17 protein-coding genes and 1 pseudogene are annotated in these 24,820 nt (G+C 45.1%); 13 read left to right on the top strand and 5 right to left on the bottom strand.

The genetic code is table 11. The features are described from left to right. Positions 1-111: 111 nt before the first annotated feature. The 9 genes and pseudogenes from NX845_RS04985 to NX845_RS23410 form a co-directional block, all read left to right on the top strand. On the top strand, positions 112-2,520 hold the full coding sequence (locus NX845_RS04985) for a tetratricopeptide repeat protein (RefSeq protein ID WP_215514940.1): 2,409 nt from the start codon (positions 112-114) through the stop codon (positions 2,518-2,520). A 219-nt stretch (positions 2,521-2,739) separates the two neighbouring features. Beyond that, positions 2,740-3,723, top strand: a complete 984-nt coding sequence (locus NX845_RS04980; protein WP_017094550.1) for a MoxR family ATPase — start codon at positions 2,740-2,742, stop codon at positions 3,721-3,723. A 12-nt stretch (positions 3,724-3,735) separates the two neighbouring features. Beyond that, positions 3,736-4,698: a DUF58 domain-containing protein gene (locus tag NX845_RS04975; protein ID WP_017080116.1), complete on the top strand. Its 963-nt coding sequence runs from the start codon at positions 3,736-3,738 to the stop codon at positions 4,696-4,698. After that, complete coding sequence (locus tag NX845_RS04970; RefSeq protein WP_017094549.1) at positions 4,699-5,241, top strand: DUF4381 domain-containing protein; 543 nt, start codon at positions 4,699-4,701, stop codon at positions 5,239-5,241. Continuing rightward, complete coding sequence (locus NX845_RS04965) at positions 5,234-6,313, top strand: VWA domain-containing protein (protein ID WP_215514939.1); 1,080 nt, start codon at positions 5,234-5,236, stop codon at positions 6,311-6,313. The genes NX845_RS04970 and NX845_RS04965 overlap by 8 nt, the downstream gene beginning before the upstream one ends. Next, entirely contained in the window at positions 6,306-8,030 is a 1,725-nt protein-coding gene (locus tag NX845_RS04960; protein ID WP_102556013.1) for a VWA domain-containing protein, read from the top strand. The genes NX845_RS04965 and NX845_RS04960 overlap by 8 nt, the downstream gene beginning before the upstream one ends. Then, positions 8,027-9,409, top strand: coding sequence for a BatD family protein (locus NX845_RS04955; protein WP_215514938.1), 1,383 nt, complete (start codon positions 8,027-8,029; stop codon positions 9,407-9,409). The genes NX845_RS04960 and NX845_RS04955 overlap by 4 nt, the downstream gene beginning before the upstream one ends. Before the next feature lie 78 nt (positions 9,410-9,487). Next, positions 9,488-10,393 (top strand): LysR family transcriptional regulator, encoded by a 906-nt coding sequence (locus NX845_RS04950; protein ID WP_004730495.1) that lies wholly within the window; start codon positions 9,488-9,490, stop codon positions 10,391-10,393. 18 nt (positions 10,394-10,411) lie between these two features. Beyond that, positions 10,412-10,552: pseudogene (locus tag NX845_RS23410) on the top strand (lipid kinase YegS); the annotation flags it as partial. An 81-nt stretch (positions 10,553-10,633) separates the two neighbouring features. Here NX845_RS23410 and NX845_RS04945 read toward each other — a convergent pair. Together NX845_RS04945 and NX845_RS04940 are read right to left on the bottom strand one after the other, a co-directional pair. After that, positions 10,634-13,108 (bottom strand): EAL domain-containing protein, encoded by a 2,475-nt coding sequence (locus tag NX845_RS04945; RefSeq protein WP_215514937.1) that lies wholly within the window; start codon positions 13,106-13,108, stop codon positions 10,634-10,636. Further along, positions 13,105-14,223 carry a substrate-binding domain-containing protein gene (locus NX845_RS04940; protein ID WP_102482602.1) on the bottom strand — a complete coding sequence of 373 codons (1,119 nt, stop codon included), beginning with the start codon at positions 14,221-14,223 and terminating at the stop codon, positions 13,105-13,107. Before NX845_RS04940 ends, NX845_RS04945 begins: the two co-directional genes overlap by 4 nt. Before the next feature lie 81 nt (positions 14,224-14,304). On the opposite strand from NX845_RS04940, the gene NX845_RS04935 reads away from it, so the two are divergent. Then, a complete protein-coding gene (locus tag NX845_RS04935; protein ID WP_029221937.1) occupies positions 14,305-15,399 on the top strand; it encodes a substrate-binding domain-containing protein in 1,095 nt (364 codons plus the stop codon). A gap of 140 nt (positions 15,400-15,539) precedes the next feature. Here NX845_RS04935 and NX845_RS04930 read toward each other — a convergent pair whose 3' ends face one another. Further along, positions 15,540-17,222: an alkaline phosphatase family protein gene (locus tag NX845_RS04930; protein ID WP_215514936.1), complete on the bottom strand. Its 1,683-nt coding sequence runs from the start codon at positions 17,220-17,222 to the stop codon at positions 15,540-15,542. A gap of 165 nt (positions 17,223-17,387) precedes the next feature. After that, positions 17,388-18,176 (bottom strand): SUMF1/EgtB/PvdO family nonheme iron enzyme, encoded by a 789-nt coding sequence (locus tag NX845_RS04925; RefSeq protein WP_004730504.1) that lies wholly within the window; start codon positions 18,174-18,176, stop codon positions 17,388-17,390. Positions 18,177-18,312: 136 nt separating this feature from the next. Between NX845_RS04925 and NX845_RS04920 the strand changes: the two genes are divergently transcribed. After that, positions 18,313-19,644 (top strand): anaerobic sulfatase maturase, encoded by a 1,332-nt coding sequence (locus tag NX845_RS04920; protein WP_215514935.1) that lies wholly within the window; start codon positions 18,313-18,315, stop codon positions 19,642-19,644. Positions 19,645-19,731: 87 nt separating this feature from the next. Continuing rightward, positions 19,732-20,790 (top strand): HEAT repeat domain-containing protein, encoded by a 1,059-nt coding sequence (locus NX845_RS04915; protein WP_215514934.1) that lies wholly within the window; start codon positions 19,732-19,734, stop codon positions 20,788-20,790. Positions 20,791-20,952: 162 nt separating this feature from the next. Here the strand turns inward: NX845_RS04915 and ggt are convergent, their stop codons facing one another. Continuing rightward, positions 20,953-22,683 (bottom strand): gamma-glutamyltransferase, encoded by a 1,731-nt coding sequence (gene ggt, locus NX845_RS04910; protein WP_215514933.1) that lies wholly within the window; start codon positions 22,681-22,683, stop codon positions 20,953-20,955. A gap of 621 nt (positions 22,684-23,304) precedes the next feature. Here ggt and NX845_RS04905 point away from each other — a divergent pair. After that, on the top strand, positions 23,305-24,771 hold the full coding sequence (locus NX845_RS04905) for a methyl-accepting chemotaxis protein (protein WP_102482596.1): 1,467 nt from the start codon (positions 23,305-23,307) through the stop codon (positions 24,769-24,771). Positions 24,772-24,820 lie beyond the last annotated feature (49 nt).

The following is a 24,820-nucleotide window of genomic DNA, read 5'->3' as shown; positions in this document are numbered from 1 at the left end:
GTCGTGAATATGAATCACAACTATCGTGCTCATTGCCACTAAATAATTGTATTTTAGTCGTTTTTACGTCTACCTTAGTAAGCATAAGGATGTATAAAAACAAGGAATGTTATGTCTGCATGGTTGTGCTCGCTAGTGAACGGATTGAAACACCAGAGAGTCGCAGTATTATCCGTAATCTTGTCTCCACTTATGTTGTCGCTGTTCAGTTTGAGCACCTATGCCAACGAGCAAGATCCTAATAGCAACACTGAGGCTTCAAAGCTCAGTTCTGTAGCTTCACACGCTAGCTCTGATGTTTTACCTATCGGCTCTAAAGCCACGTATGTCGGTTCGGAAGCTTGTGTTGATTGTCATAGTGAAGAAGTCGAAGCGTGGCAGGGCTCTCATCATGACATGGCGATGAAACACGCTACAGATGAATCTGTATTAGGCGATTTCAACGATCAAACGGTCACTCATGGCGGTAAACCCAACCGATTTTTTCGCAAGGGTGAAGAGTTCTGGGTCAATATCGAAGGCCCAGACGGGCAATTCAAAGATTACAAAATCAGCTATACCTTTGCCTTTGAACCATTACAACAGTACATGGTTGAGTTTGAAGACGGTCGAGTACAGTTGATTCCTTTCGCTTGGGACTCTCGCACTGAGGGCGAAGGCGGTCAACGTTGGTTTAACCTCTACCCGGATACCACCAACACTGATGAATTCTACTGGACCAATAGCGGTCAAAACTGGAACTTCATGTGTGCTGATTGCCATTCAACGAACCTAGAGAAAAACTACGACAGCGCGAGTAATACCTATAACACTACTTGGTCTGAGATTAATGTCGGTTGTGAAGCCTGTCATGGCCCTGCAAGCGAGCACGTTAAACAAGCCCAGCTAGCAAAAGCTAACGGCGGAAAGGATGCTCAAGTCTCGGCGCATTATGGTTTTGATCGCGACTTGTCGAAGTCGGTCAAAGAGTGGATCTACCAAGAGGGCAACTCAACCCTGCAACCAAAAGACATCATCCATACCAATCAAGTTCAAACCTGTGCGCAATGCCACAGCCGACGTACTCAGTTAAATGAAACGGGTGACCACGTGAACGGGTCTTTCTTTGATAAGTATCGTCTAAGTTTGATTACTCCTGAGCTCTACCACAACGACGGTCAAATCTACGATGAAGATTACGTTTACGGATCTTTCTTGCAATCAGTGATGGCTGAAAAAGGCGTCACATGTACTAACTGTCACGATCCACATACTGCAGAACTGAAAATTGCCGAAGAAGCGGTGTGTAGCCAATGTCACATTGCATCAGAATACACGCCTGAAAAGCACACATTCCATGAAGCGAATACCGAAGCTTCACAATGTACGACTTGTCACATGCCAGAAACGACTTACATGGAGGTCGACCCAAGACGTGACCATAGTTGGCATATCCCGCGTCCTGATATTAGCCAACATATTAAAACGCCGAACGTGTGTACTAGCTGTCATGAAGACCAAACTGACCAGTGGGCAGATAAGCAAATCGGTGAGTGGTTCCCAGATTCTAAGTATCGTAATCAGCAGCATTTTGCCGTTGCCTTTTATGCTGACTCAATAGGGCACAGAGGGGCAGAGGATGCGTTGGCATACTCGGCTCAGGACTCTAGCTTAAGCAATATCATTCGTGCATCGAGCTTAGAACGTTTGGGCGGCAATACGGGTAAGAATACGCTTATCTCGCTAGCAAGAGCGGTGAAACATGATGATGAAATGATCCGTTTGGGTGTGGTGCAAGGCTCGTCTGGTTTCCCATTTACTGATCGTTGGCAGATTCTAGAGCCGCTACTGAAAGATCCTGTATTGTCGATTCGTTCAGAAACCGCAGGCGCATTAGTGCGTTACTGGGGAGAAATGAACCCTCTGCAGAAAGACCAAATCAAACCTGCATTGGAAGAGTACATTAAGATACAGCAATTTAATGCCGACAGAGGGTTTGGACGCACTAATCTAGGAAATGTTTACCGAGATTTAGGCCAGCACGATAAAGCGATTGAATTCTATTTAGGTGCTATCGAGATTGAACCTTACTTCGAAAACAGCTACGCCAACTTGGCGGATCTGTATCGCGCGCAAGGTAACGAAGCAAAAGCGTTGTCGACGTTGAAGCAAGGTATTGAAGCTCAGCCGAAATCGAGTGTATTACCATACAGCACGGGATTATCTCTGCTTCGTGTGAAAGATTACGAACAAGCAACGGAGTACCTTAAACAAGCTGCTGAAACTGCACAAACCGACCCACAATATTGGTATGTGTACGGATTGGCTTTGGAGAAATCTGATGTGCTTGCGGCAAGTCAATCACTGCACAAGGCTTACCAATTTAGCCGTAACCCACAGCACCTGTATGCCCAGTGTGAAGTGTTGGCGCGAAACAGCCAAATACCGGGCGTACCAAAGGCGTTTGAGCAATGTATTTCATCATTGAGCAAAGTGGCACCGCCGGAGGCCATTAACCAATTGAAAGCTAAGTTTAAATAAAGCGATGAGGTGAGCTTGGCTATTGTGCTTGCTGCTTATTTCGCTTGTAACTAATTATCGCGCTTATGAGCAATTATCACGTTTATAACTTATCGCGCTTATGAGCAATTATCACGTTTATAACTTATCGCGCTGATGAACAATTATCACGTGTATAACTAATAGTTATGGGGCTTGTGAGTAGGATGTACGCAGCCAGATTGAATTAAGGGAAGACCTATGAACCATGCGCAACAAGCAATAAACCAACTGATTGAACAAACAGAGAAAAGTGTTATCGGTCAGAGCCACGTCGTTCGGGCTCTGGTGATAGGGTTATTGACTAATGGGCATGTGCTTTTAGAGGGACTTCCCGGTACAGCGAAAACTCGTTCAGTGAAATCGCTGGCGAACCTACTGAACACCAGTTTTGGTCGAATTCAGTTTACGCCTGACCTGCTGCCATCAGATGTAACCGGTACAGAAGTGTATCAAGAGCTTGATGGAAAGCCTCAGTTGCACTTTCAACCGGGTCCTATTTTCAATAGCATTGTTCTGGCCGATGAAGTGAACCGTGCCCCTGCAAAGGTGCAAGCGGCACTGCTTGAAGCGATGGCGGAAGGGACGATTACGGTGGGTGGTCAAACTCATATTCTGCCAGATCTATTTATGGTGCTAGCCACTCAAAACCCAGTAGAGCAAGAAGGTACGTATCCACTGCCTGAAGCACAGATGGACCGTTTCATTATGAAAGTGACGGTCGACTATCCAGAAGATGAAGCTGAACGCGACATCATTCGATTGGTGCGCAGCGAAGAACTTGGCAGTGAAACTAGCTCAGAGCTAGTCACACCGCAACACATCGAACCTGAATTGGTGCTTGAAGCGCGCCGCCAACTTCCAGACATTGCCGTTTCCGATTTAGTTGAGAACTACATTGTGGCTTTGGTGATGGCGACACGTAAGCCAGAACGTTACCCAGAATCAAATCTATCAAAGTGGATTGAGATTGGTTCAAGCCCACGCGCGTCAATCTCATTGGATAAATGTGCTCGCGCTTATGCTTGGCTACAAGGGCGTGACCACGTCACGTTAGACGATGTGCGTGCCATGTTACCAACCGTATTAGGCCACCGATTCTCGTTGTCTTACGATGCATTAGCCGATGGTGTTGACCATCAAAGAGTGGTTGAAGAACTGCTTGATAATGTTGAGATCGGATAACTAGGGGGCGTCATGGCGAAGCCAACACAAGCTCCTAAACCGCAAGGCCTTGATCCTCGACTGTACTGTGACTATTCAAGGTTAGTGCGAATTCAGGCTCAAGCTGAGTCATTTTCACTGTTACCTCATTTAAAAGCGGGCAGCGTACTTTCGGGCAGACATAACTCTTTGTTCCGTGGTCGTGGTTTGAACTTCGAAGAATTACGTCATTACCAATTGGGTGATGATATCCGTAATCTCGATTGGAAAGTTACGATGCGAACGGGGAAGCCGCATGTTCGCAGTTACACCGAAGAGAAAGACCGTAATGTGATGATCTGTGTCGATCAGCGCAGTTCGATGTTTTTTGCTTCTCAAAACACCATGAAATCCGTTGTGGCTGCCGAAGTGGCGGCACTGTGTGGGTGGCGAGTGCTAAAAGATGGTGACCGTGTCGGCTTCGTTTTAGCCTCACACCAAAAACTGTTTCATACCAAAGCGCAGCGTTCACAGTCTGATTTACTGGCTCAGTTAAAGCATCTTACCAAGGCTAATCAAAGCTTAGACGTGAGTGTGAGTGACAGCGAGGGTGTTGGTTTTAGCCAGTGGATTGAACTGATCAAGCGAATGAGACTCAAGCAATCAACCTTGATATTCATTAGTGACTGGCGAGACTGCCGAGAACAACATCTCGATCGACTAAAGCAGTTACAGCAACACAACGATATCTTGGCCATTATGGTCACCGATCCATTAGAACAGTCATTGCCTCAAGATCTTGCCAGCGCAAACTGGGTAGTGGGTGATGGTCGTTTTCAACTTAATCTGGATAGCCAATCTAAGGTAAACCTCGCGAGTGAAAGTCTTGCTCAGAAAGCGGCACTTCAGAAACAGTCCCTTGCTAAATTGATGGCGATGAAAAACCTCCCTTATATTGAATTAGACACGTCAGGCAATCACATATCGCAGCTGCAGAAGCTAGTGGGAGGGCGCTAAATGGCTGTTGAACATACTCCCCCAAGTACTTATATCCTCCGCGAACTGCACGATGTAGCGATTCCTGACAGTGTGAGCTGGGCTCCTCAAACGATCGGCTGGAAGATCTTTGGCGTTATTCTGTTATTGGTCGCTATCTATCTGGTTTATCGTTTGGCGCAGAAATGGTGGAATAACCGTTATCGCAAAGAAGCGCTTCAAGAGCTCGTGCTATTGGATGCACGAGACAAGAACTCAACCGAGCGAACCTTTAAAGTCCTCAAAGTGGTGCTTCGTTACCTAGACAGCAGTAATGCAAAGCTGTTTGGACAAGACTATGTAAACTGTCTAAACGCTTATCTGCCTGGTAGCGCTAACACAAGTGAAAACAGCAATGCGTTCTTTGCCTATGAAGTTTCGGAATTATGGATGCAAAGCCTAATTGACCCTAATGTGCGTTTGAGCTTTGAACAGCGTTTAGAGGTAATTCAAACCGCGATGATGTGGCTAAAACTTCACAAGCCGAATGTACAGGTAACGGTTGAGGGGCAAGACAATGTTTGATGTTTTATCTTCCAGCTTTGAATTCGCGCACCCACTGTGGTTTATCGCGCTGCCTTTGCCGTTGTTGGTCTACTTTGCCGTGCCAGCTTATCGAACTAAGCAAATGGCCATCAAGGTGCCATTTTTCAGTGAATTGGTTGAAGCTATTGGTGAAGCGCCGTCTGAAGGGGCAAGCCAGCTAACACCAAGCTGGTGGCAACGAACCACGCTCATTATTACTTGGGCATTAGTGGTGTGCGCGCTCGCTAAACCAACCATTCTTGGTGAGCCGCAAGTTCGCGAACAATTAGGTCGTGATGTGATGGTAGTGGTCGATTTATCTGGCTCAATGGCAGAACAAGACTTTACCTCTAAGCGGGGCGATAAAATATCTCGTTTGGACGCGACCAAAGAAGTGTTGGCTGATTTTGCGACTACCCGAAAAGGGGACCGACTCGGTTTGATTCTTTTTGGTGATGCAGCGTTTGTACAAACACCGTTTACCGCTGACCAAGATGTGTGGCTTGAACTGCTTAATCAAACCGATGTCGCTATGGCAGGGCAAAGCACGCACTTAGGTGATGCAATTGGCTTGGCGATTAAGGTGTTTGAACAAAGCGAAAAGCAAAGTGCTGCCGTTCAAGATTCAAGTGTTGATGCCAACGAAAAAGAGAAGGTCGTGATCGTATTAACCGACGGTAATGATACGGGAAGCTTTGTTGAACCGATTGATGCCGCCAAAGTTGCGAAAGCGAAAGGCGTTCGTATTCACGTGATCGCCATGGGTGACCCACAAACCGTTGGTGAAGTGGCTTTGGATATGGAGACCATCAAGCGAGTGGCTCAAGAGTCTGGTGGCGAAGCCTTTGAGGCGCTTAACCGCGACGAACTGACCAAAGCCTACGCTCAAATCGGTGAACTAGAACCACAGTTATATGAAAGTACCACTTATCGTCATAAACAGGGGCTACACCATTACTTAATGGCGATTGTTGTTGTGATGTATCTGACTGCCTTTAGTCTGGCGACTTTACGTAGAAGGTCGCTTTTGGCTTCTAAAACTAAAAAATTGAAAGGAGAGGATGATGCCTGATTCTCTCACGATACAACAGTTCTTTACCCAGTTTCATTTTATCCGACCTTTGTGGTTATTGGCCTTTATTCCGATGTTCTTCCTGTTATGGGTTCGTTGGAGAGAAGAGACCAAACCAACGTGGAAAGACATTCTACCTTCACACTTACGTGATGCTTTGACGATTGGCGAAACAGGCTGGCGTAAGCAGCTGCCATTGAAGCTATTGGTGGTGATTGTAACTATCGCCATCATTATCTGTTCTGGCCCAACATGGCAGCGTGAGGCTTCGCCTTTTGGTGAAGACAAAGCGTCGATGTTGGTTGTGCTTGATAACAGTGAATCTATGCTCGCTAAAGACTTACCACCGAGTCGCTTGGAACGATCTAAGCAGAAGATTAGAGACTTATTAGCAGCTCGGAAAGGCGGTAATACGGGCTTAGTGGTTTATGCAGGCAGCGCACACGTCGCGATGCCCGTCACTCAAGACAGCAAGGTATTCGAACCGTTTCTAGCGGCTATCACACCCGATATCATGCCGGTATCAGGTAAGTCAGCAAAAGAAGCACTGCCATTGATTAATCAGCAACTGTCTGGTGAGTTAGGCTCTTCTGTACTGTTGGTATCAGATGGTGTAAACCCAAGCACCATTAGGGCGTACGAGAGTTTCTTTAACGACAATCCGTATCAGTTGCTCATTCTCGCCGCAGGAAACAGTAATGTGGTGAGTGATAATCCAGTCGACCTAGATTCACTGCGTAACTTAGCGAGTAAGACGGGTGGACGAGTGGTTGAGGTGACCGTTGATGATTCGGATATCCAACAACTGAACAGAGCGGTTGAAAGAAACATGCAGCTCAACGGCGAATCTTCAATGCCTTGGAAAGACATGGGCTATGGACTGCTTATTCCAATGGCTTTCATTATGTTGCTATGGTTCAGAAAAGGCTGGCTGGTGCAGTGGTGTGTCGTTGGTCTAGTGATTTCGGGCAGCCTGTATTCACCAAGCATTTTGGCGAAAACCGTCAACTTAACCGCTGAGAAACCCGTTGTGGTGGAGTCGGTTACGGCTTGGGATAAAACAGCTCAATGGTGGTGGGACTTATGGTTAACGCCTGACCAACAAGGTCAACGCCTGTTGAACCAGAAGGAATACCTTGAAGCGGCAAAACATTTTACTGACCCAATGAGAAAAGGCGCGGCTTACTACTATGCTCGCGATTTTAAGCTAGCTCACAGCGCATTCCTGCAAACCAAAACTGACCTTGGTTTATACAACGCGGCGAGCGCGTTAGCCAGGCAGCGTGAATACCTTGCTGCGCGAGACCTTTTGAAATCATTAAGCGAGAAAGAGGATCTGTCACCAGAACTAAGAACGGATGTGGAGAACAATCTTGCTGTACTTAGTGGAATTGTCGAAGAGGTTAACCGAACCAGTGAAAGTCAGTCTGGAACCACAGATGGCCCTGAAGAGTCGTTAGAACTCGAAGACGATCAGCCACGAACGGGTGATGGCGCTGAAGAAGAAACGGTAGCGGAATTGATGCTCAAGGAAACGCTTAATGCCAATGAAATTTTGGGTAGCCAAGAGCTTGCCGATAAGTGGTTAAAACGAGTAGAAGCGGACCCTAAGTTCTTCTTAAAATCTAAATTCCAAATTCAGCTACGAGACCCTGCACCTTCCATCGAACAAGCGTCAAAACAGGAACAGGCATCAAAACAGGAGCAAACCCAATGAGTCGATATGATTTAGCTCTTGAAGCCATTCAATCAAAGAGAGTGCGATTCAGATCCCATAAGTGGTTACTGCCGATGACTCTTATGTTGAGTTGGTTTTTTCCTGCTGTTGCTTCTGCTGCCGATATCTTCGATCTCCAAAAAAGTGGTGACGTTGAGCTTATCGCTTGGGTAGGGGAAAAGCCAAAGTCAGGCGATAAGATAACGCCGACTAAAGTGAGCGTTAATGAGCAGGTAATTCTGAATATTGAGGTGGCGACGCCGCGTTGGTTAACGGGAGGGACTCGAATCGGCAGTATCGAAATCCCTAACGTGATCGCTAAGCAACGTAACCAACTCGCGACTAATTACACGGAACGGGTCAATGGCACTACATGGTCGCGTCAACGATGGGAAGTGACACTTTATCCGATGACTTCTGGCGAGTTTGTCATTCCAACCGTGCCGGTTCGCGTCCAAGTTTCTGCACCTGATGGTTCTAACGTTGGCGGCACGCTTTACACGCAGTCAATTAAGTTTGAAGCTTCGTTGCCTTCAGGTTTACTTGATAATGAATCGCCTTGGTTTTCTGCAACAGAAGTAGATACAGAGCAACAATGGCAACGCTCGAGTGAAAACTTAAAAGTAGGCGATGCTATTACTCGAACGGTAACCATCAAGGCAAAAGACAGCCTTTCTGTATTACTTCCGGACGTGTTGAATAATAAATCGACTCAGCAATATCAAGCTTACCCGCAGCCTAATCGTTTAGAGGATACTCAAGATCGTGGTAACTACCGTTCCAGTCGAATTGAGGAGACGGTTTATATTATTCAGCAGGGCGGTGAATTTACGTTGCCAGAGTTTTCACTTCAGTGGTGGGACAGCAAGAATCAACGCCTTGAAAATGTAGTGATAAAAGGGAATGTGTTTGAAGCCAAACACACAGTCCAATCTTTCATCAAGGCTTACATGTCAGTGTTTATTAGCGTTGGTCTGGCACTGTTGTTCAGTGTGGCGTGCTTTGTTTCTGTTAAACGTTATTATGCGAACCGCCCAACACCAGGTTGGTTGGTACTACGTCGTTTACTTAAGCAAGGTAATTGGCCTGCATTAAGAACCTTTATCTACCGCCAATTGCGAAACGAAACCTCTCAGTTAGAGCTGGATAAAGCACAACTGGGTAAAGCGCAACTTGGTAAATTGAATGGACAAAAGCGTTGGCTAGAAGACAGTGAATCCCTCCAACAAGGGCGTGAAGACAAAAACGTATTTACTCGTTTATGGAAAAGCTTACGTAAATTACCCAGTGATAAATCAAACTCAAGCAATTCTCGTTCAATTTTCGACCGCTTGAAAATCCCTAAAGCCTTGCCAGACTTAAAAGATAGAACTAAGTAGCAAACTTTAGTTATTCGCATCGAACAAAATCGGCAGGTTCTCTACTATGGGGAACCTGCTTCTTTAATATGGAACTGTATGAAAAGTACCGAACTCAATCTAATTCCTATATTTGTCGCTATTTATGAAGAGCAGAACTTATCTAGGGCTGCTAATCGCATGGATATAAGCCAGCCAGCTGTGAGCAAAGCGCTTGCAAGGTTGAGAGATATCTATGACGAGCCACTGTTTCATCGAACTACTTCTGGCGTAGAGCCAACCACATTCGCTATTGATATCTATCCAGCAATGGCTGCTGCGCTGAAAAACTTTACTTCTACCTTATCAGCATCAAGAGATTTCGACCCTAAAACCTCTGGCCGTGTGTTTTCAATTGCCTGCGTTTCAGCAGCGAGTTATGAAATGATGCCAAGAGTCATGCAGTTAATCAGTCAAGTCGCACCAGGTATCGCATTAGAAGTTCATCCTCTATTTACGGAAGATTACGAGTCTGATTTAAGGCTGCAAAGACATGATGTCATTATCGATATGACGCCAAGAGGAAGAACCATGCTCAAGCATGAGGTGATCTCTAAAGAGGAACTGGTGGTGGTGTGTCGTAAAGACCATCCCACGATTGGTGATACTATCGATATGGAACAGTTTTTATCACTTGATCATGTGGTGGTCTCTAGGTGGCATGCACGTAGAAGCTTATTGAGTTCTGAACACTACAGTGACCTTGAAAAACGTAGAATAGTCTATCGAGCTGCTGGCGTTGTTGAGATGCTGCCTGTTATTGAGGGCTCTGATTACATTGGAGTGCTACCTATGTCATCGGTGCGTTGCTTTTCTGAAAAATATGACGTTAAAACTCTGCCTTTGCCATTCGAATTGGAAGACCTCGATATGTGTATGATTTGGCACCCCAGTCGCACTAACGAACCTAGCCACAAGTGGTTGCGCACTAAGCTCAAAGCGGCAGCAAAAGAGTTATCAAGTTAGCTTCTAAAGGGCATGGTCATAGAAAGCATTCGCGCGATTTTAAATGGAAAGAAAGCCAGTATCCCTGAGCTGAGGTAAGCGGCGTTTATTGCAAGGGAGCGGGATATTGGCCTGCAAGTTAGAGTCATGTGGGACTCGTCAGATATGTTTCGCTTGGTGCTGCCCGAAGGCAGCCCTTGTTTAACCATAAATCAGTGAAGGGACTTAACTTACTGAATTGTTTGATTTAAGTAACGGATACTAAGCCTCTTTTGGGCTCTGTTCTGAGTTAAGCAAGAAGTAGGACACCCAATCATCAATAGGCAAAGGTCGCGCGAAGAAATAGCCTTGAGCATATTTACAACCAATCTGGCGTAGAGTCGTTACATGATTCTGGGTTTCAAGGCCTTCTGCAATCACTGAGAAATCGAGTATTTGCGCGAGCTTGAGAACCGCGCAAGTAATCTCATAATCTACTTTTGACGAGTTAATATCTTCAATAAAGCTTCGATCTAATTTTACGCAATCGGCGGAAAGATTCTTCAACACCGACAACGAAGAATAACCCGTTCCAAAATCATCGATAGCGATCTTGTAACCCTTAGAATGAAGTACCTCGATGGTCCTTGAACAAGTCTCGAAATCTCGCATCATATCCCTTTCTGTGATTTCCAGAAGCAGCTGATGAGGCTGACAATCCGTTTCGTCGAGTATCACTTGTAACTGGTCTGCCAGATCGGTCATATAGAACATTCTCGCTGAGAAGTTGATGGAAAAAATCACGCCCTGTAGGTCCATTCCTGCGCGTTGCCATTCGGTAATCAGATTCGCTACCTTCTTAAATACCCATTTATCAATGTCGATAATAAGATCACTCTTTTCGGCAACCTCAAGGAAATCGACGGGTGGCAATAAGCCCAGTTTAGGGTGACGCCAACGTATTAGAGCCTCGGCACCAATGATGTCTTGCGAGTCTAAGTTGACTTTGGGTTGGAAGAAAACTTCAAGCTCGTCATTGGCAATGGCTTGATGAAGCCCCATGTTGGTTTCAATCAAGTCATTTACCTCGTGAGTCATTTCGTCCGCGTAGACGCGATATTGATCTCGGCCGTTTCGCTTTGCGTGATACATTGCTGTGTCCGCATTTCTGATTAGAGTTTCACGATCTAAACCATGAGTGGGGTACTCACACACACCAATACTCGCCGATACAAAGATAGAATTATCATCGATGTAATAAGGCTTTCTTAACGCTTGATTTAAGCGGTCTGCGATAGGTTCGCCTTCGTCTAACCCAATGTTTGAGTAAACAACCAAGAACTCGTCTCCACCCATTCGGGCAACAAATCCTTTATCACCCACTAAGTTACTCAATATGTGCCCGACATTGACTAATAAGTTGTCACCTGGTGCATGCCCTAAAGAATCATTAATGGTCTTAAACTCGTCAATGTCGAGGTAGAACAGCAAGAAAGAGGCGTTGTTCTCATAGGATTCCCTGATCTCTTCATCTAACTGTTTGGTTGCCAATAGTCGATTTGCCAAACTGGTCAGTGGATCGTGGTGGGCGAGGAAGTCGAAGTTCTTTTTTTCTTCCGTGAGGTCTAGGTATGCCTTAGATAGCCTTGAAGCCATATCGTTATAGGCTTTCTCCAAGTGAGACCATTCGTCACTTCGGCCCAAGTTAATTGGGTTTTTTAGGCTTCCAGACTCTAGACGATCAAAACCATGCCTGAGTGCATTGAGTGGCTTTCGAATGTGGTGTCGAACAACGTGGTGAACCAACAACATCGATAATACAACGGCTGAAAAACTGATAATAATGGCGTTCATTCTTGATAAACCGATCTCTTTTTCAAGCTGGTCGGTTAATTCTAAGGCTTGGCTTTGTACGCGTGACTCGGTTTTTTCTACCATCTCTAACAGGTCGCTTTGAGCGACTAAGAGCGAAGCCATTACCAGCCAACGCTGCTCCAAATTCGCTCTAATGCGTTTTAAAGCGGCGTTGTATCGTTTCACCGTTCGATTGATTCTTTTCTTCTCAGCAATAACCGCTGTCGTTTCGATATCAACGTTTTCTAAGTGGAGTAAGAATATATCGAGTTCTTTCTCGACCTCGATAAGCAGTACTTTCTCCGTTTCTGGCGTGATGCGACTGTGAATGTCTCCAACCATTTTTCCTGAGGTGAGGAACGACTCTCTCAACATGTTGATGAGATCTAATTCATTGTTATAACGAATGAAATTTGGTTGGTCTAAGTGCCTAAGCTTGCTGTCGGCTATCGCAAATTCGAGCTGATCAAGCTGTTCGGCTAACGTGGCGTCGATTTGATTGGTCTGCTTTAGAATTCGATTTAATGCGAGCGAACTGCCTAAGAAACGGTGGAAGTTATCGATAAAGGCATCAATTTTTTGCGAGAAACCTTCGTTAGTTGATAGGTCTCTGAGTCGTTGAAGCTGGAAATCGACATTAAATGCTTCTTCCGACAGTGTGGTTTCACTGAACAAAAAAGTCTGTTCAAGTAGCTTAACTCGAGAGGTGAGCGTAAATACGCGTCGGCTGATTTCAGAGTTAACAATCAAGTCTGATACGTGTGTTGAAGTTTCGTTTTTAAGCGTCGACTCGACGTAATAGAGAGATCGAATCACCATGATGACAGCAAAGCTGACAATCAAAAGCGAAAGCAGGTTCGAAATAATGAGTCGTTGGGTGATGTTTATCTGAGGTAATTTCATTGTGGCTTCCAAATTTTCAGATACGCTTCACGGTAGCCATTTTTAGGGTCGTAGATGCCTTTGTCTGACTGGCTGATGAGTTCTTCAACATTATCGGGCGTGACGAGATGCACGGGGGCAGAGTACCCACTTGGCGGCATGTGATTAAATGCTCGGTTGAGTTCGTCGACTATTTGCCAGCCTTGTAGATATAAAGGTTCAGGTACTGTTGCTAGTTGGAATTGACCGCTATTGATTCTTTTGTACGCGGCCTTGCTACCGTCACCCGCTGAGATGTTTTGTGGTATCAACCGGTACTCCTCTAGGTTTGATTCCAAAGAAGGGATAGCATAATCAATGTACAGGTCGTTGATTGCCAGGAGATGAGTGACTTTCTCGCCGTACTTCTCATCTAGGTTCTTTAATGTCGCAGGCATTTGCTCGGCAATTTTATCGAGCGGTAAATAGTTAAGCTCAAGTACATCACAAGCGCTGCAACGCTTGATGGTATTAACCATCGCGTTGGCTTTGATCATCGCGATTTCATAGTTAGGGTCGGTGAACACCACGGTTCTCGCTCGACCGTTTGAGTTTACAATCGCGAGTAGCGCGGCCACTTCCGCGACATCGAGAGGGTCGGTGGTGATGTTGGTGTATAAACCTATTTCTGGATTACCACCGACAAGTTCAGTCGCGTGCCATCCAATGACAACGATTCCCAGATCTTCAGCTTGTTTCAAAATGGTTTTGTGTCGGACAGCGTCAATGCCGCCCAAAACAATGGCATCGGGTTCAAAACCAATCGCTTTCCTGATAGCTGCACCTTGGCGCACTTCTGAGCCTAATCCATCGATGAATCTAAGGTGCCAATTGATGTTAGAAATGGCTTCAGATATGCCTTTCCCAACGCCATAAACGCCACCATTACGTAAATCAGACGCGACAAAAATAACGTTCTTTTCATGGCGCACGGCAGGGCCTTGTGTGGGGCCATTCCACGTTCGCTGGTTGGAAACCGCACGCATCACTTTTTCTTCAGCATATTGGAAGAAATCGTCTTCATGATTACCCGCAAAACTCTGAGAGTAGCAAGTAATAGCGAGCAACAAACTCGCAAAATTTAATCTCTTATTCATATGGCTTATAAAACGCTTTAACTTATAATCGCTCTATATTTATAATAATGTTAATAAACATTCAAACATTTGGTAACAGTTATGCCGGGTCAAATTTGTAAAAACGTCTTGCTAACCCTACTGACAGCGTGTTTTTCCCTCCCTTTGTACGCCAAGTCTGACCGGATAAGGGTGGAGGCTGATGCTCAGAAACTCGAAAAATTTCAAGAGACTGTGAGTGGCGAACCGATTCTTTTGGCTCCAATGTCGGTAGAAAAACCGGTTAGAATTGCATTAATTTACCCAAGTGCAGATATTTCTGACTTTTGGACAAGAAATTACACAGCATTGAAGCAAAGGCTCGTCGCTTTGGAGTTACCATTTGAGATCAGCGAGTTCACTTCAAGGCAAATTGAGCACTCATTGCAGACCCAATACACCGAACAAGTGTTGAACTCTGAAACCCCTTACGACTTCGTTATTTTCGGCCCTTCTGAGCTGGGTATTCAAGCTGAGAATATTCAAAAACTGTCTGCTTCGACAGAGTTCAAAACCTTTATTTGGGCTTTTCACACGCCCAATGAACAATGGAAACATCAACCGGATAGCTGGTTCGATTTTTCAAGCGCGATGGGGGCCGATGTCCTGTGTGACCATGTGGTGAAAGAGCTCGGCAACGACGTGGAATTTTCAGCGAATCGTGGGATACCGGGAATAACCGATACTCAACGCTCGCAAGGTTTCATTGATTGCGTAGAAGAGAAAGGTGATTGGTTAACAGTGTATGAGCACTTTGGGCAATACCAGAAGATAGGCGGTGCCGATGGGATTCGTTTAGTGCTCGGTAATTTCCCTGAGGTGACCATGGTTCACAATGCCAATACTGCGATGACCATGGGAGCGGTGGATGCATTAAACAATGCCGACATGTTGTCTGAAATCTATGTGACGGGTTGGGGCGGTACAGCGAAAGAGATTGAAAAGATTCGTACGGATGAATTGGATGCGACTCCAATGAGAATGAGTGATGATCTTGGTGTGGCAACGGCCGAGGCGATCAAGTTTCATTTGGAAGAGCGTGAAGCAGAAGTCCCACTGGTTTATTTAGGCCGTATCACGGTTGTGCACAACAAGATGAATGATGACCAGTTGGATCAGCTGACCAGAGAAGCGTTTCGATATTCTGGTAAGAACTAGGTTAGATTCAATCTATCCTTTATTAATCAAAAAGAGCCGCTTATCTGTTTCGACTGAATCAGTCTGAATATGATAAACGACTCTCTTAATGAGTGGGTTCTGGATTCGAAATCTAGCTCACGAAACCTTAGAGGTATACTCTACTCAGTGACCTCTTGTAACACCTCTCCAATTGATCCACTTGGTTGGGTTATCCCCAGTTTGTTCGAAAGTGTTGGTGCAATGTCGTATGGCGTGATTGCACGCGAGATCTTCTGGGCTTCAACGTCGTAGCCTGCGAAGATTACAGGGACATGCGTATCGTACTTCCATGGCGAGCCATGTGTAGAGGCGATTTGAAGGCCTTCCATGTCGTTAATGTAACTACGCGGTGCAAATACCACATACACGTCACCTGAACGAGCAGGGTGGTAGTTGTTTTTGATTAGCTGCATCACATGAGTATCAGGCACTCGGTTTGCTGCAATATCACTGCTTGATACTGCAAACGCCACACCCTTCACTTTCGCTATTTCATCGGCGATCGCTTCCTGCACTTTAGCTAGGTCAAGTTTCTTCTCTGCGATTAAATCGTGATTCAGATAGATATAAGGCTGTGCGTACAAGCGAATTGCGTCTTTGGTTAGACCAAATTCATCCTTCAATCGCTTCTCAACACCACTCGAGAGCAGTGTATCTTTATTGAAGTATTGAGCTTGATTAAAGCCAAGCGCATTTGCCGCGGGTGAAGATTCAGGGACACCATGATCGGCAGACAACACAATTAATGTATTTTTTAGCCCGACTTGGTTATCAACGGTTTTAAGAAGCTTGGCGATCGTCTTATCAAGTCGAATTAGGTTGTCTTCTGTTTCTAGGCTTTCAGGGCCGTATAAGTGCACCACGTAGTCGTTTGATGAGAAACTCACAGACAGATAATCAGTCACTTCACCTTGGCCTAGCTTCTCTTGCATCAACAGTGTGCTTGCAAAGTTTTCTGTGATCTCGTCACCGGCCGGGCTAACGGTTAGCGTTGTGCTGTAGTACTTGTAACTTGCAGGGCCATAAGGGTGAGGAAAGGTGCGTTGGAAGTCACCGAGTTTCACTTTGTGTTCGGTATCGTGTTCTTGAAGCGTGTACTTGTCACGTGGTAATGAGAGCTCCCACTTCTGTTTCGAGTACTGAGCAGCAATTGCTTTCTCGTTCCAACGTGATACCCAATCTGGATACTCGTCGTAGTAATAGTTGCTGGTGACAAACTCAGATTGCGCTTTGGAGAACCAGAAGGCTTTACCACTGTGTCCCGCCAATGAGATTGCGCCGCGGTCTTTCACTGATACACCGAACACTTTTGATTTGCCACTATTGGAAATCGTCAACTCGTCACCAAACGTGGTGGAAAGTATTGGCTCCGGAGAACGTCCATCGCCCTGTGCTGTCTTCTGCGTTGGGTCGATCTCTGTTGCTTTGTCGACACCCGCGCCAGAGGTCAACATTTTGTAGTTGCCGTCTTCTACGTTATACACCAAACGCTCTTCGCTACGGTCATACCAAACGTTACCTACCATGCCGTGTACGCTCGGTGGCGCACCTGTTGCAAGCGACACATGCCCCACGATCGTTTCCGTGTTGCCATGTTGGTAGTTCGCGTTGGTGTAGTAAGTGCCGTCATCCATTAAGTACCGGAAACCACCTTCACCGAAGTTATGCTTATATCGTTCGATTAGATCTGCGCGCAGGCCATCTACCGTGATTTGAAGGACTAGATCTGGCTTTTCCGCAGCCGAAACAGGGAAGGCACAGAGTAACGCGAGTGTTAGTCCTGAAAGCTTGGTGTATTGCATAGAGTTTCCTTATTCAGTATTGCCGCAGAGTTCTAAGGTTTGGTCAGATATCTAATATTTGGTCAGATTTCTAACGTGTATACAGTGCGAATCGTATTTTTAGGATTGTTGGTGAAGATTATTGAGTCATAACCGTCTGCACCTATAACTAGCTCGTATTTTTAGCTAGTTCGCATCCTTAACTAAACGCAGGCCCATATCTGACATAGTGATAGATTGGCTTGCGAAGTCGCGACGGTAACTTTCAGATTCGTTTTCGTCATAAGCAAAGCTGCCACCGCGAACCGATTTATGTGATAAACCAACGTCGCTGTGTTTTGCGTTGTTAGGATTGTCTGTTGGACCGAATCGGTAGAAGGTGTCATCGAAGGCATCAATCACAAACTCACCCACGTTTCCGGTCATGTCATATAAGCCTAGTTCATTTGGCTTCTTTAGCCCGACTGGATGTGCGCTATTTTTAGAATTTGCTGAGTACCACGCAACATCATCTAAGTTATTGGAACCACTGTAAGTATAGCCTTTGCTCTTGTTGCCACCTTTCGCTGCAAATTCCCATTCAGCTTCAGTCGGCAGACGGTATTCTTCACCTGTAAGTTCGTTCAATTGTTCAACGAAGTAGTTCGCCTGTTGCCAACTTAAGTTATTGACCGGAACTTGTGGGTTTTGGAAATAACTGAGAGATGAACCCATCACCGATTCGAACAATTCTTGAGTCACCTCAAACTTCGCAATGTAGAAACTATCTACAGTTATATCTCGCGCTGGTCGTTCTGCTTTGGTCGCTTCAGGATCGTTCGAACCCATGGTGAATGTACCACCTTCAACTAGCACCATCTCTTGGTCGATTTGTTGGGCGATAGGGTGTGTAGGCACGCTCGCACAGCCGCTTAGGAAAATAGTCATGGTGACGCTGCTGATCGCCGCTAATTGTTTGTAATTGAAAAATTTCATCACGTGCCTCGAATGTTCGAAATAGAGGGCAATTTTAACGTTTAAGGTCATTCCTATTGGTTATAAAGGGTATAACATGCCACTGACTGAAATAGGCATTATGATGGCTACAGACACTAAGATAGGTAGATAAATCATGCACATTACTCAAGGTCCACAATACAATGGTAAAGCCTCTAAACGCTTGCATGTTATGGCTAAGCCAATTGGCGCAGCGTGCAACATTGACTGTAAATATTGTTATTACCTAAGTAAGCAAGATTTGTTGGAGTACAAGAAAGGCAGTTCTCCAAGAATGGATGATGAGACGTTAGAAACCTACATCCGACAATACATCGAAGGTCAAAATACGCCTGAAATTATCTTCTCATGGCAGGGCGGTGAGCCGACCATGCTAGGTTTAGCGTACTTTGAAAGAGTGGTTGAGCTACAGAAAAAGTACCGACCTGAAGGGGTGTTGATTTCAAACGATCTACAAACCAATGGCACATTATTGAATGACGACTGGGGGCGATTCTTAGCACAGAACAATTTCCTAATCGGCTTGAGTATTGATGGCCCTGAAATGCTGCACAATGCGTATCGTGTTAACAGAGCAGGCCGTGGCACATTCAAACAAGTGATGGCGGCTGTGGAGCTGCTGCACAAACACCAAGTGAAGTTCGCAACGCTGACTTGTGTGAATAACCTCACCAGTCAAAATGCACTTGAGGTGTATCGCTTCCTACGTGATGTGGTGAAGTCACCGCAAATGCAGTTTATTCCTATCGTTGAACAGAAAACGTTCCGAACGGTTGCGCCACAAACGTCTCAAGTGAGTGAGCAACTTAAGCAAGGCGACAAACGCCTGACCCCCGGCCATAAAGATTCGATCATGGAATCGTGGTGTGTGTCGGACTTGGCTTGGGGTAACTTCCTTATTTCTGTATTTGATGAGTGGGCGAAGAACGACATCGGTAAAGTGTTCGTTCAGTATTTTGAAGCAAGTTTAGAAACATGGATAGGGCGTCCTAACCCGCTTTGTACTCTGAATGAAATCTGCGGTAAAGGCCTCGCGATGGAGCCTAATGGCGACGTATTCTCATGCGACCACTATGTTTACCCTGAATACAAGATTGGCAATATTCATCACGAGAAGCTTGATGATTTGGCGTACAGCGCACCACAGCAAAAGTTTGGTTTTGCTAAATCACGCACAATGACCAGTCAATGTCAGCAGTGTGATTACAAGTTTGCTTGTCATGGTGAATGTCCTAAAAACCGCTTTATCAAAACTCGCGCAGGCGAACCGGGCTTGAACTACTTATGTGCAGGTTGGCACAAGTTCTTTTCTCATGTGGACAAGTCGATGGCTTATATCGCTCGTGCGATGGGGCATCCGGTTGCTCATGGCAAATTCAGTGATTCAGTATTGATGGCACATCGTGCAAAACAAGCGCAACAAACTACGTTCGAGACCAAGTTTTAACTCGTTTTTTGGGTCAACAGGTCCAAGACAAATTTAATCAGATACGAGTCTAAGGACAGGCTAAGTTCTCCAGTTTAAGGTAATACTATGATGAAGAAGAGTTTAGCGACGGCTGTTGCTCTATTAGTTTCAACGTCCGCATTGATTTCAACGTCAGCAATGGCAGCGAATAGCGTTCAGCAAACTGTTGACGCACCGGCAAAAAATATTAATCAAGTGCTCGAAATGACGGACACTCAAACCCGTATTCAACAGTTGTCTTACATGGCACAAGATCAGAACCAATCTGTTGAAAATCGTACTGGTGCACTGCAAGAGCTTGCTTCATATCCAAGCCAGAATGCGCTGGTGGCGGTGGCAAGAGGTTTGAAAGATCAAAACCCTGAAGTTCGTGAGGCTTCGATTATCGGTTCTTCGCCATATCAACTTGAGCATCGTTGGGCGTTAGTTTCGCCTTTGCTGAGCGATACAGACTCTATGGTTCGTCATTCAGCAACATCGAACTTAGTTCGTGATTACAATACGTTAGATAAAGAGCAGAAAGCACAAATCGAACAACCTGTCGCTGAGTTAATCACATTCTTGGAATCACAAGAATCTGAAGAGTTTCAATTGTTGTTCGCTGACGTGCTCCGTTGGCACAATGAATGGGATAAAGCGGAAACGATTTATCTTGAGTTGATTAATACTCACCAGAAAGACCCTCAAGTTTGGCTGAGCTACGCGGATAACTTCCGAGCTCAGAATAAAGATCAACAAGCGGTCGAGGTGTTGGATCGTGGTTTGAAGAACGTGCCGGACAATGCAGCGATGCACTATTCTAAATCATTAACTTTGGTTCGCCTTGAAGACAAGGCAGCAGCAGCCAAAGAGATTGAAGTAGCAGCAGAACTTGCAAAAGATAACAGCTACTACTGGTACTTGAATGGGGTACTACAAGAAGAGCTGGATATCGACAAATCGACTAAATCGTTCGAGAAGGCGTATTTGATCTCTGGTTCTCCGGAGCAGTTATACGCGGTATGTGATATCTACGTGCGATACGGCAACGACAAGACCGATGATTGCTTAAGTGAGTTAGGTAAAGTGGCTCCTGACTATGTTATTGAGCAGCTGAAAGAGAAGCGAGTCGCGCCAAGCTCATAATATTTGAATGAGTAAATAGATAAGCCGCTTATGAAAAGCCAGTCGAAATATTCGACTGGCTTTTATGGATCTAGAGTTCTGCTTGGAATGTGGTTTTAAAGCAAGGCACAAGTTGGAAACATTTAAAGTGGGTGAGCTTATTCTCTCACCCCTTAAGTTAAATTATTCGCCCATTGAGGTGGATGCACGGCGTCTGTCTGTCGCGCCATGGATCTTGCCATCTTTGATTTCAATGGCGTTCAAACCGCTGACCACTGGAATGACATGTACTGGGTAACCGAGCTGCATAAATTCTGGAACCAACATTTCAGCGTAAGTCTTCTTCTCGACCAATAAACCCGTTGGGTCATAAGGTTTGGTGCGATCTATCTTGGTGCCGTATTGGATGTTTGGAAGGTCAATCGCTTCCTGCGCAGACAGATCCCAATCTAAAACACCAACCACGGTTTTTAACACATACCCCGGAATTTGCGAGCTACCAGGAGAACCAACCACTAAACGCAGGTCGTCTTTTTTATCCATAACCATTAACGGGGTGATCGCGGAACGAGGTCGCTTACCTGCTTCAATAGAGTTTTGAGTCGGTTTACCGTTTATGGTGGGTTTGGTGGAGAAGTTTGCCATTTGTGCGTTAAGAATCACACCATCGACCATTACCCCTGATCCCATACCTGTGCCGACGGTGCTGGTCATTGCAATGGCATTACCGTCTTTGTCGATGATGGATATGTGCCCGGTATCTTGGCTCTCAAAACCTTGATACTGAGCGTAATCAGTATCGGTTAGCTTGCCTGCTTTTGGCTTTGCTTTCGCAATACCAGCCTCTGGAATGAGCTTACGTCGCTCATCGATGTAGGCTTTGTCGAGTAGGGCAGCAACGGGCGCTTCGATGTAATCTGGGTCACCGGCATAAGCGATGCGATCGGCCTTGGCGATTCTCATGGCTTCGGTCATCAAGCGCCAAGGTTCAACATCAGTTTTAGACATATCGGCTAAGTCATAGGCTTCGAGCATTTCAAGGCTTTGAGCAACCATCACGCCACCAGAGGCTGGGTAACCGAACGAGACAATCTTGTTGCCTCGGTAGTCACTTTCAATAACCTCACGCTGTTTGACTTGGTATCGTGCAAAATCTTCAATAGAGAGCTTTGCGTGGTCGGCATCGATTCTGCTGTTCACAGTTTCAACGATGTGCTTACCAAACTCGCCACCATAAAGGTACTTATCGCCTTGTTGGGCAATGTTACTCAGAGTGTCGGCAAGCTTAGGGTTTTTCATCAATGTGCCGGTTGGTTTGATTTGGTCGCCATTCCAATACAGGGCTTCGATTTCTGGATCTTCAATCAATCGTTCTTGTTCACGAACCACGATGTCGTAGGTGTAGCTGTTCATCGCGTAGCCCTTACTCGCCAGTTCAATTGCGGGTTGAACAAGCTCAGACCATGGCAGTTTTCCGTATTGTTGATGAGTGCTATAGAGCAAACGAAGTGTGCCGGGAACCGCTATAGAACGAGCCCCTAAAATCTCGTTTCGACTGAGTGCTTCTCCATTTTCCATGAACATGTCTGGAGTAGCAGTTGAAGGGGCTTCATCTCGTCCATCAAGTGCGAGAAATTGATCTTTGTCTTTTTGATAAAACAGCGCAAAAGTACCACCGCCAATTCCTGTCATATCCGGTTCAACCACCGACATTGTCATCTGCATCGCCACCATCGCATCGACCGCATTACCGCCTTTTTTGAGTATCGAATACCCAGTGCTGCTTACGTATGGATTCGTTGCACTTACCATAAACTCTTCGCCACTTTCATCTGGCGTAATTGGAAAAGGATTTGGCTCAGCCGCGAAACCGACCGCTGAAACCAAACTTAAAGATAAAGTCGCTATTCGCATGCGTTCTCCGTTTAAGGTATCTGTTTATTCGCTCTTAGGTTGACTGTATAAAGGCGGTGAAGTTCGTGAGTTTCCAGCCTTCTTACACAATGCTGACGCTGCTGACAGAACCATTAAATAGTAGAGGATTTTGTGGTTCAAATTTATTACGAAGCTAAATGTAAGAGGAAACTTGGGTTCTTAATATTGATTTAACTATCGTGAAATCCCCACTCATGAATAACTAAAGCGAGTTTGGAACATGATGAATTTCAGTCTTATGATGAGGTGTTCAGTTTGATGTTGAACTCATTTTTAACAAAGCACTCAATTATACCCACTGATTTATATGGTTATTCTCGTTCATATGATGATTTATAAATAGTATTAACATTTCTGTCACTATTTTCGTTGTAACAGATTGATATACTGGTCAGATCTGTTATTGTTCAAAATATATGTGCGGTTCACCATACTGTTTAACAAAAGGAGCTTATGTTTACACTATCGATCAAAAATAGGATTTTGGCTTTATGTTTAGTGTCGCTAGTAGGATTTACTAGTATTCTATTTGTCGGAGGGGATACGTTAACCAGTAACACCCAGCAGGTTAATCGAATTGACCAAGTTACTTATCCGGTTATGAATGCGGCTTCATTGAATAGTGTATTGATTTCTCAATTAGCTGAGCGCTTTAATTTGGCAGTGACTCTAGGCGATGAAGAGATTTTGGAGATGAACAAGCAAACTCTCGCTGAGATTCAAAATAACTTCAACATTCAAACCTCTCTCGATCCTTCGTTACAGAGCTCATCTGCACTTCTGCAAAATAAAACCAATCAATATTTTGAGTTAGCTTACCGAATTGCTCAAGGCATGATAGATGAAGAGATCAGCCTTAGTGAAGCCGGGCGTCTTGCAAAACAGAGCACCGCAATCTTAGATGAGCTTACTTTGGGTATGCATGAGTTTTCTTTGGCTCGTCAATCAGAGTTTGAAAGCGCAGTGCAAGATTTAGAATCAAACAATAAAAAAGCTAACCAAATCATGAGCGTGTCTGGTGCTGTAGCCATGCTTGCGATGTGTATCTTTGGTTGGTTTGTGGTGAAAGGTATACGTAGAGATCTCGCGAATATCAGTGACAAAATGCGTGATATTGCTGAAGGAGATGGAGACTTAACGGTTCGTCTTCAGCATGAAAAAAATGACGAACTGAAACCTTTAGTAGAGTCGTTCAATAGCTTTGTCTCTCATTTACAGCAGAACGTCACACACACTATAGGTAACGTTACTCAGCTGGACACGATCTCTGGTTCACTTGTTAAATCAAGTCAAGTAACAAGTCAATTGTCGACTAAGCAGCACCTCTCTATTGAAGAAGTATCAAGCTCATTAAATCAGTTGTTTCTTGCCGCTAGAGAAATCGCTACGAACGCTAATGATGCTTCGACTTCAGCTTCCAGTGCGAGTGAGCAAGCAAGCTTAGGAGAACAGCAAGTCAAGAGTACGATTTTAGCCGTTCAAGAATTAACGCATGATGTAAGTAATGCATCGCTAGTGGTTAAACAACTAAATGACAACACACAAAGTGCTGGCTCAATACTTGAGTCGATCAGTTCGATTGCAGAGCAAACCAACTTGCTTGCGCTCAATGCGGCAATTGAAGCTGCACGCGCTGGTGAACAAGGCCGTGGCTTCGCTGTCGTTGCTGATGAAGTAAGAACGTTAGCATCAAGAACTCAATCATCTACACAAGAAATTCAATCTGTACTCTTACAGTTACAAGACCAAGCAAAAACCGCGTCATCGATTATTTCTGATAGCGTAGTTAAAGCTGAAACTTGTGTTGAAAAATCAATTGTCGCGGAAAATTCTCTGCAGAAAATCACTTCAGATATTATCGAAATTAGTCAACGAAACGAAAGTATTGCCGCTGCGACTGAAGAGCAGGAGCAAACCTCAACTCGCATTGAAACTTTTGTCGAAGAAATTCGTAAGATGGCAGAAGGCACCAGTAACAGTGTTCAGCAAGTGGACGCCGTGGCGCAAGATATTCAAAAAGTGACTCGTAATCTTTCAACATTAACTGGCCACTTTAAAGTCAGTTAAGTTCCCTAGAATCATTCCCTCTTTCTTTTCGGCTATGCCTTAAGGAGGG

It is taken from the genome of Vibrio sp. NC2, from assembly GCF_025195005.1.
Classification (GTDB): Bacteria; Pseudomonadota; Gammaproteobacteria; order Enterobacterales; family Vibrionaceae; genus Vibrio; species Vibrio splendidus.
Note: the sequence above shows the minus strand (reverse complement) of the source record. Positions and strands in the feature narration are given on the sequence as shown.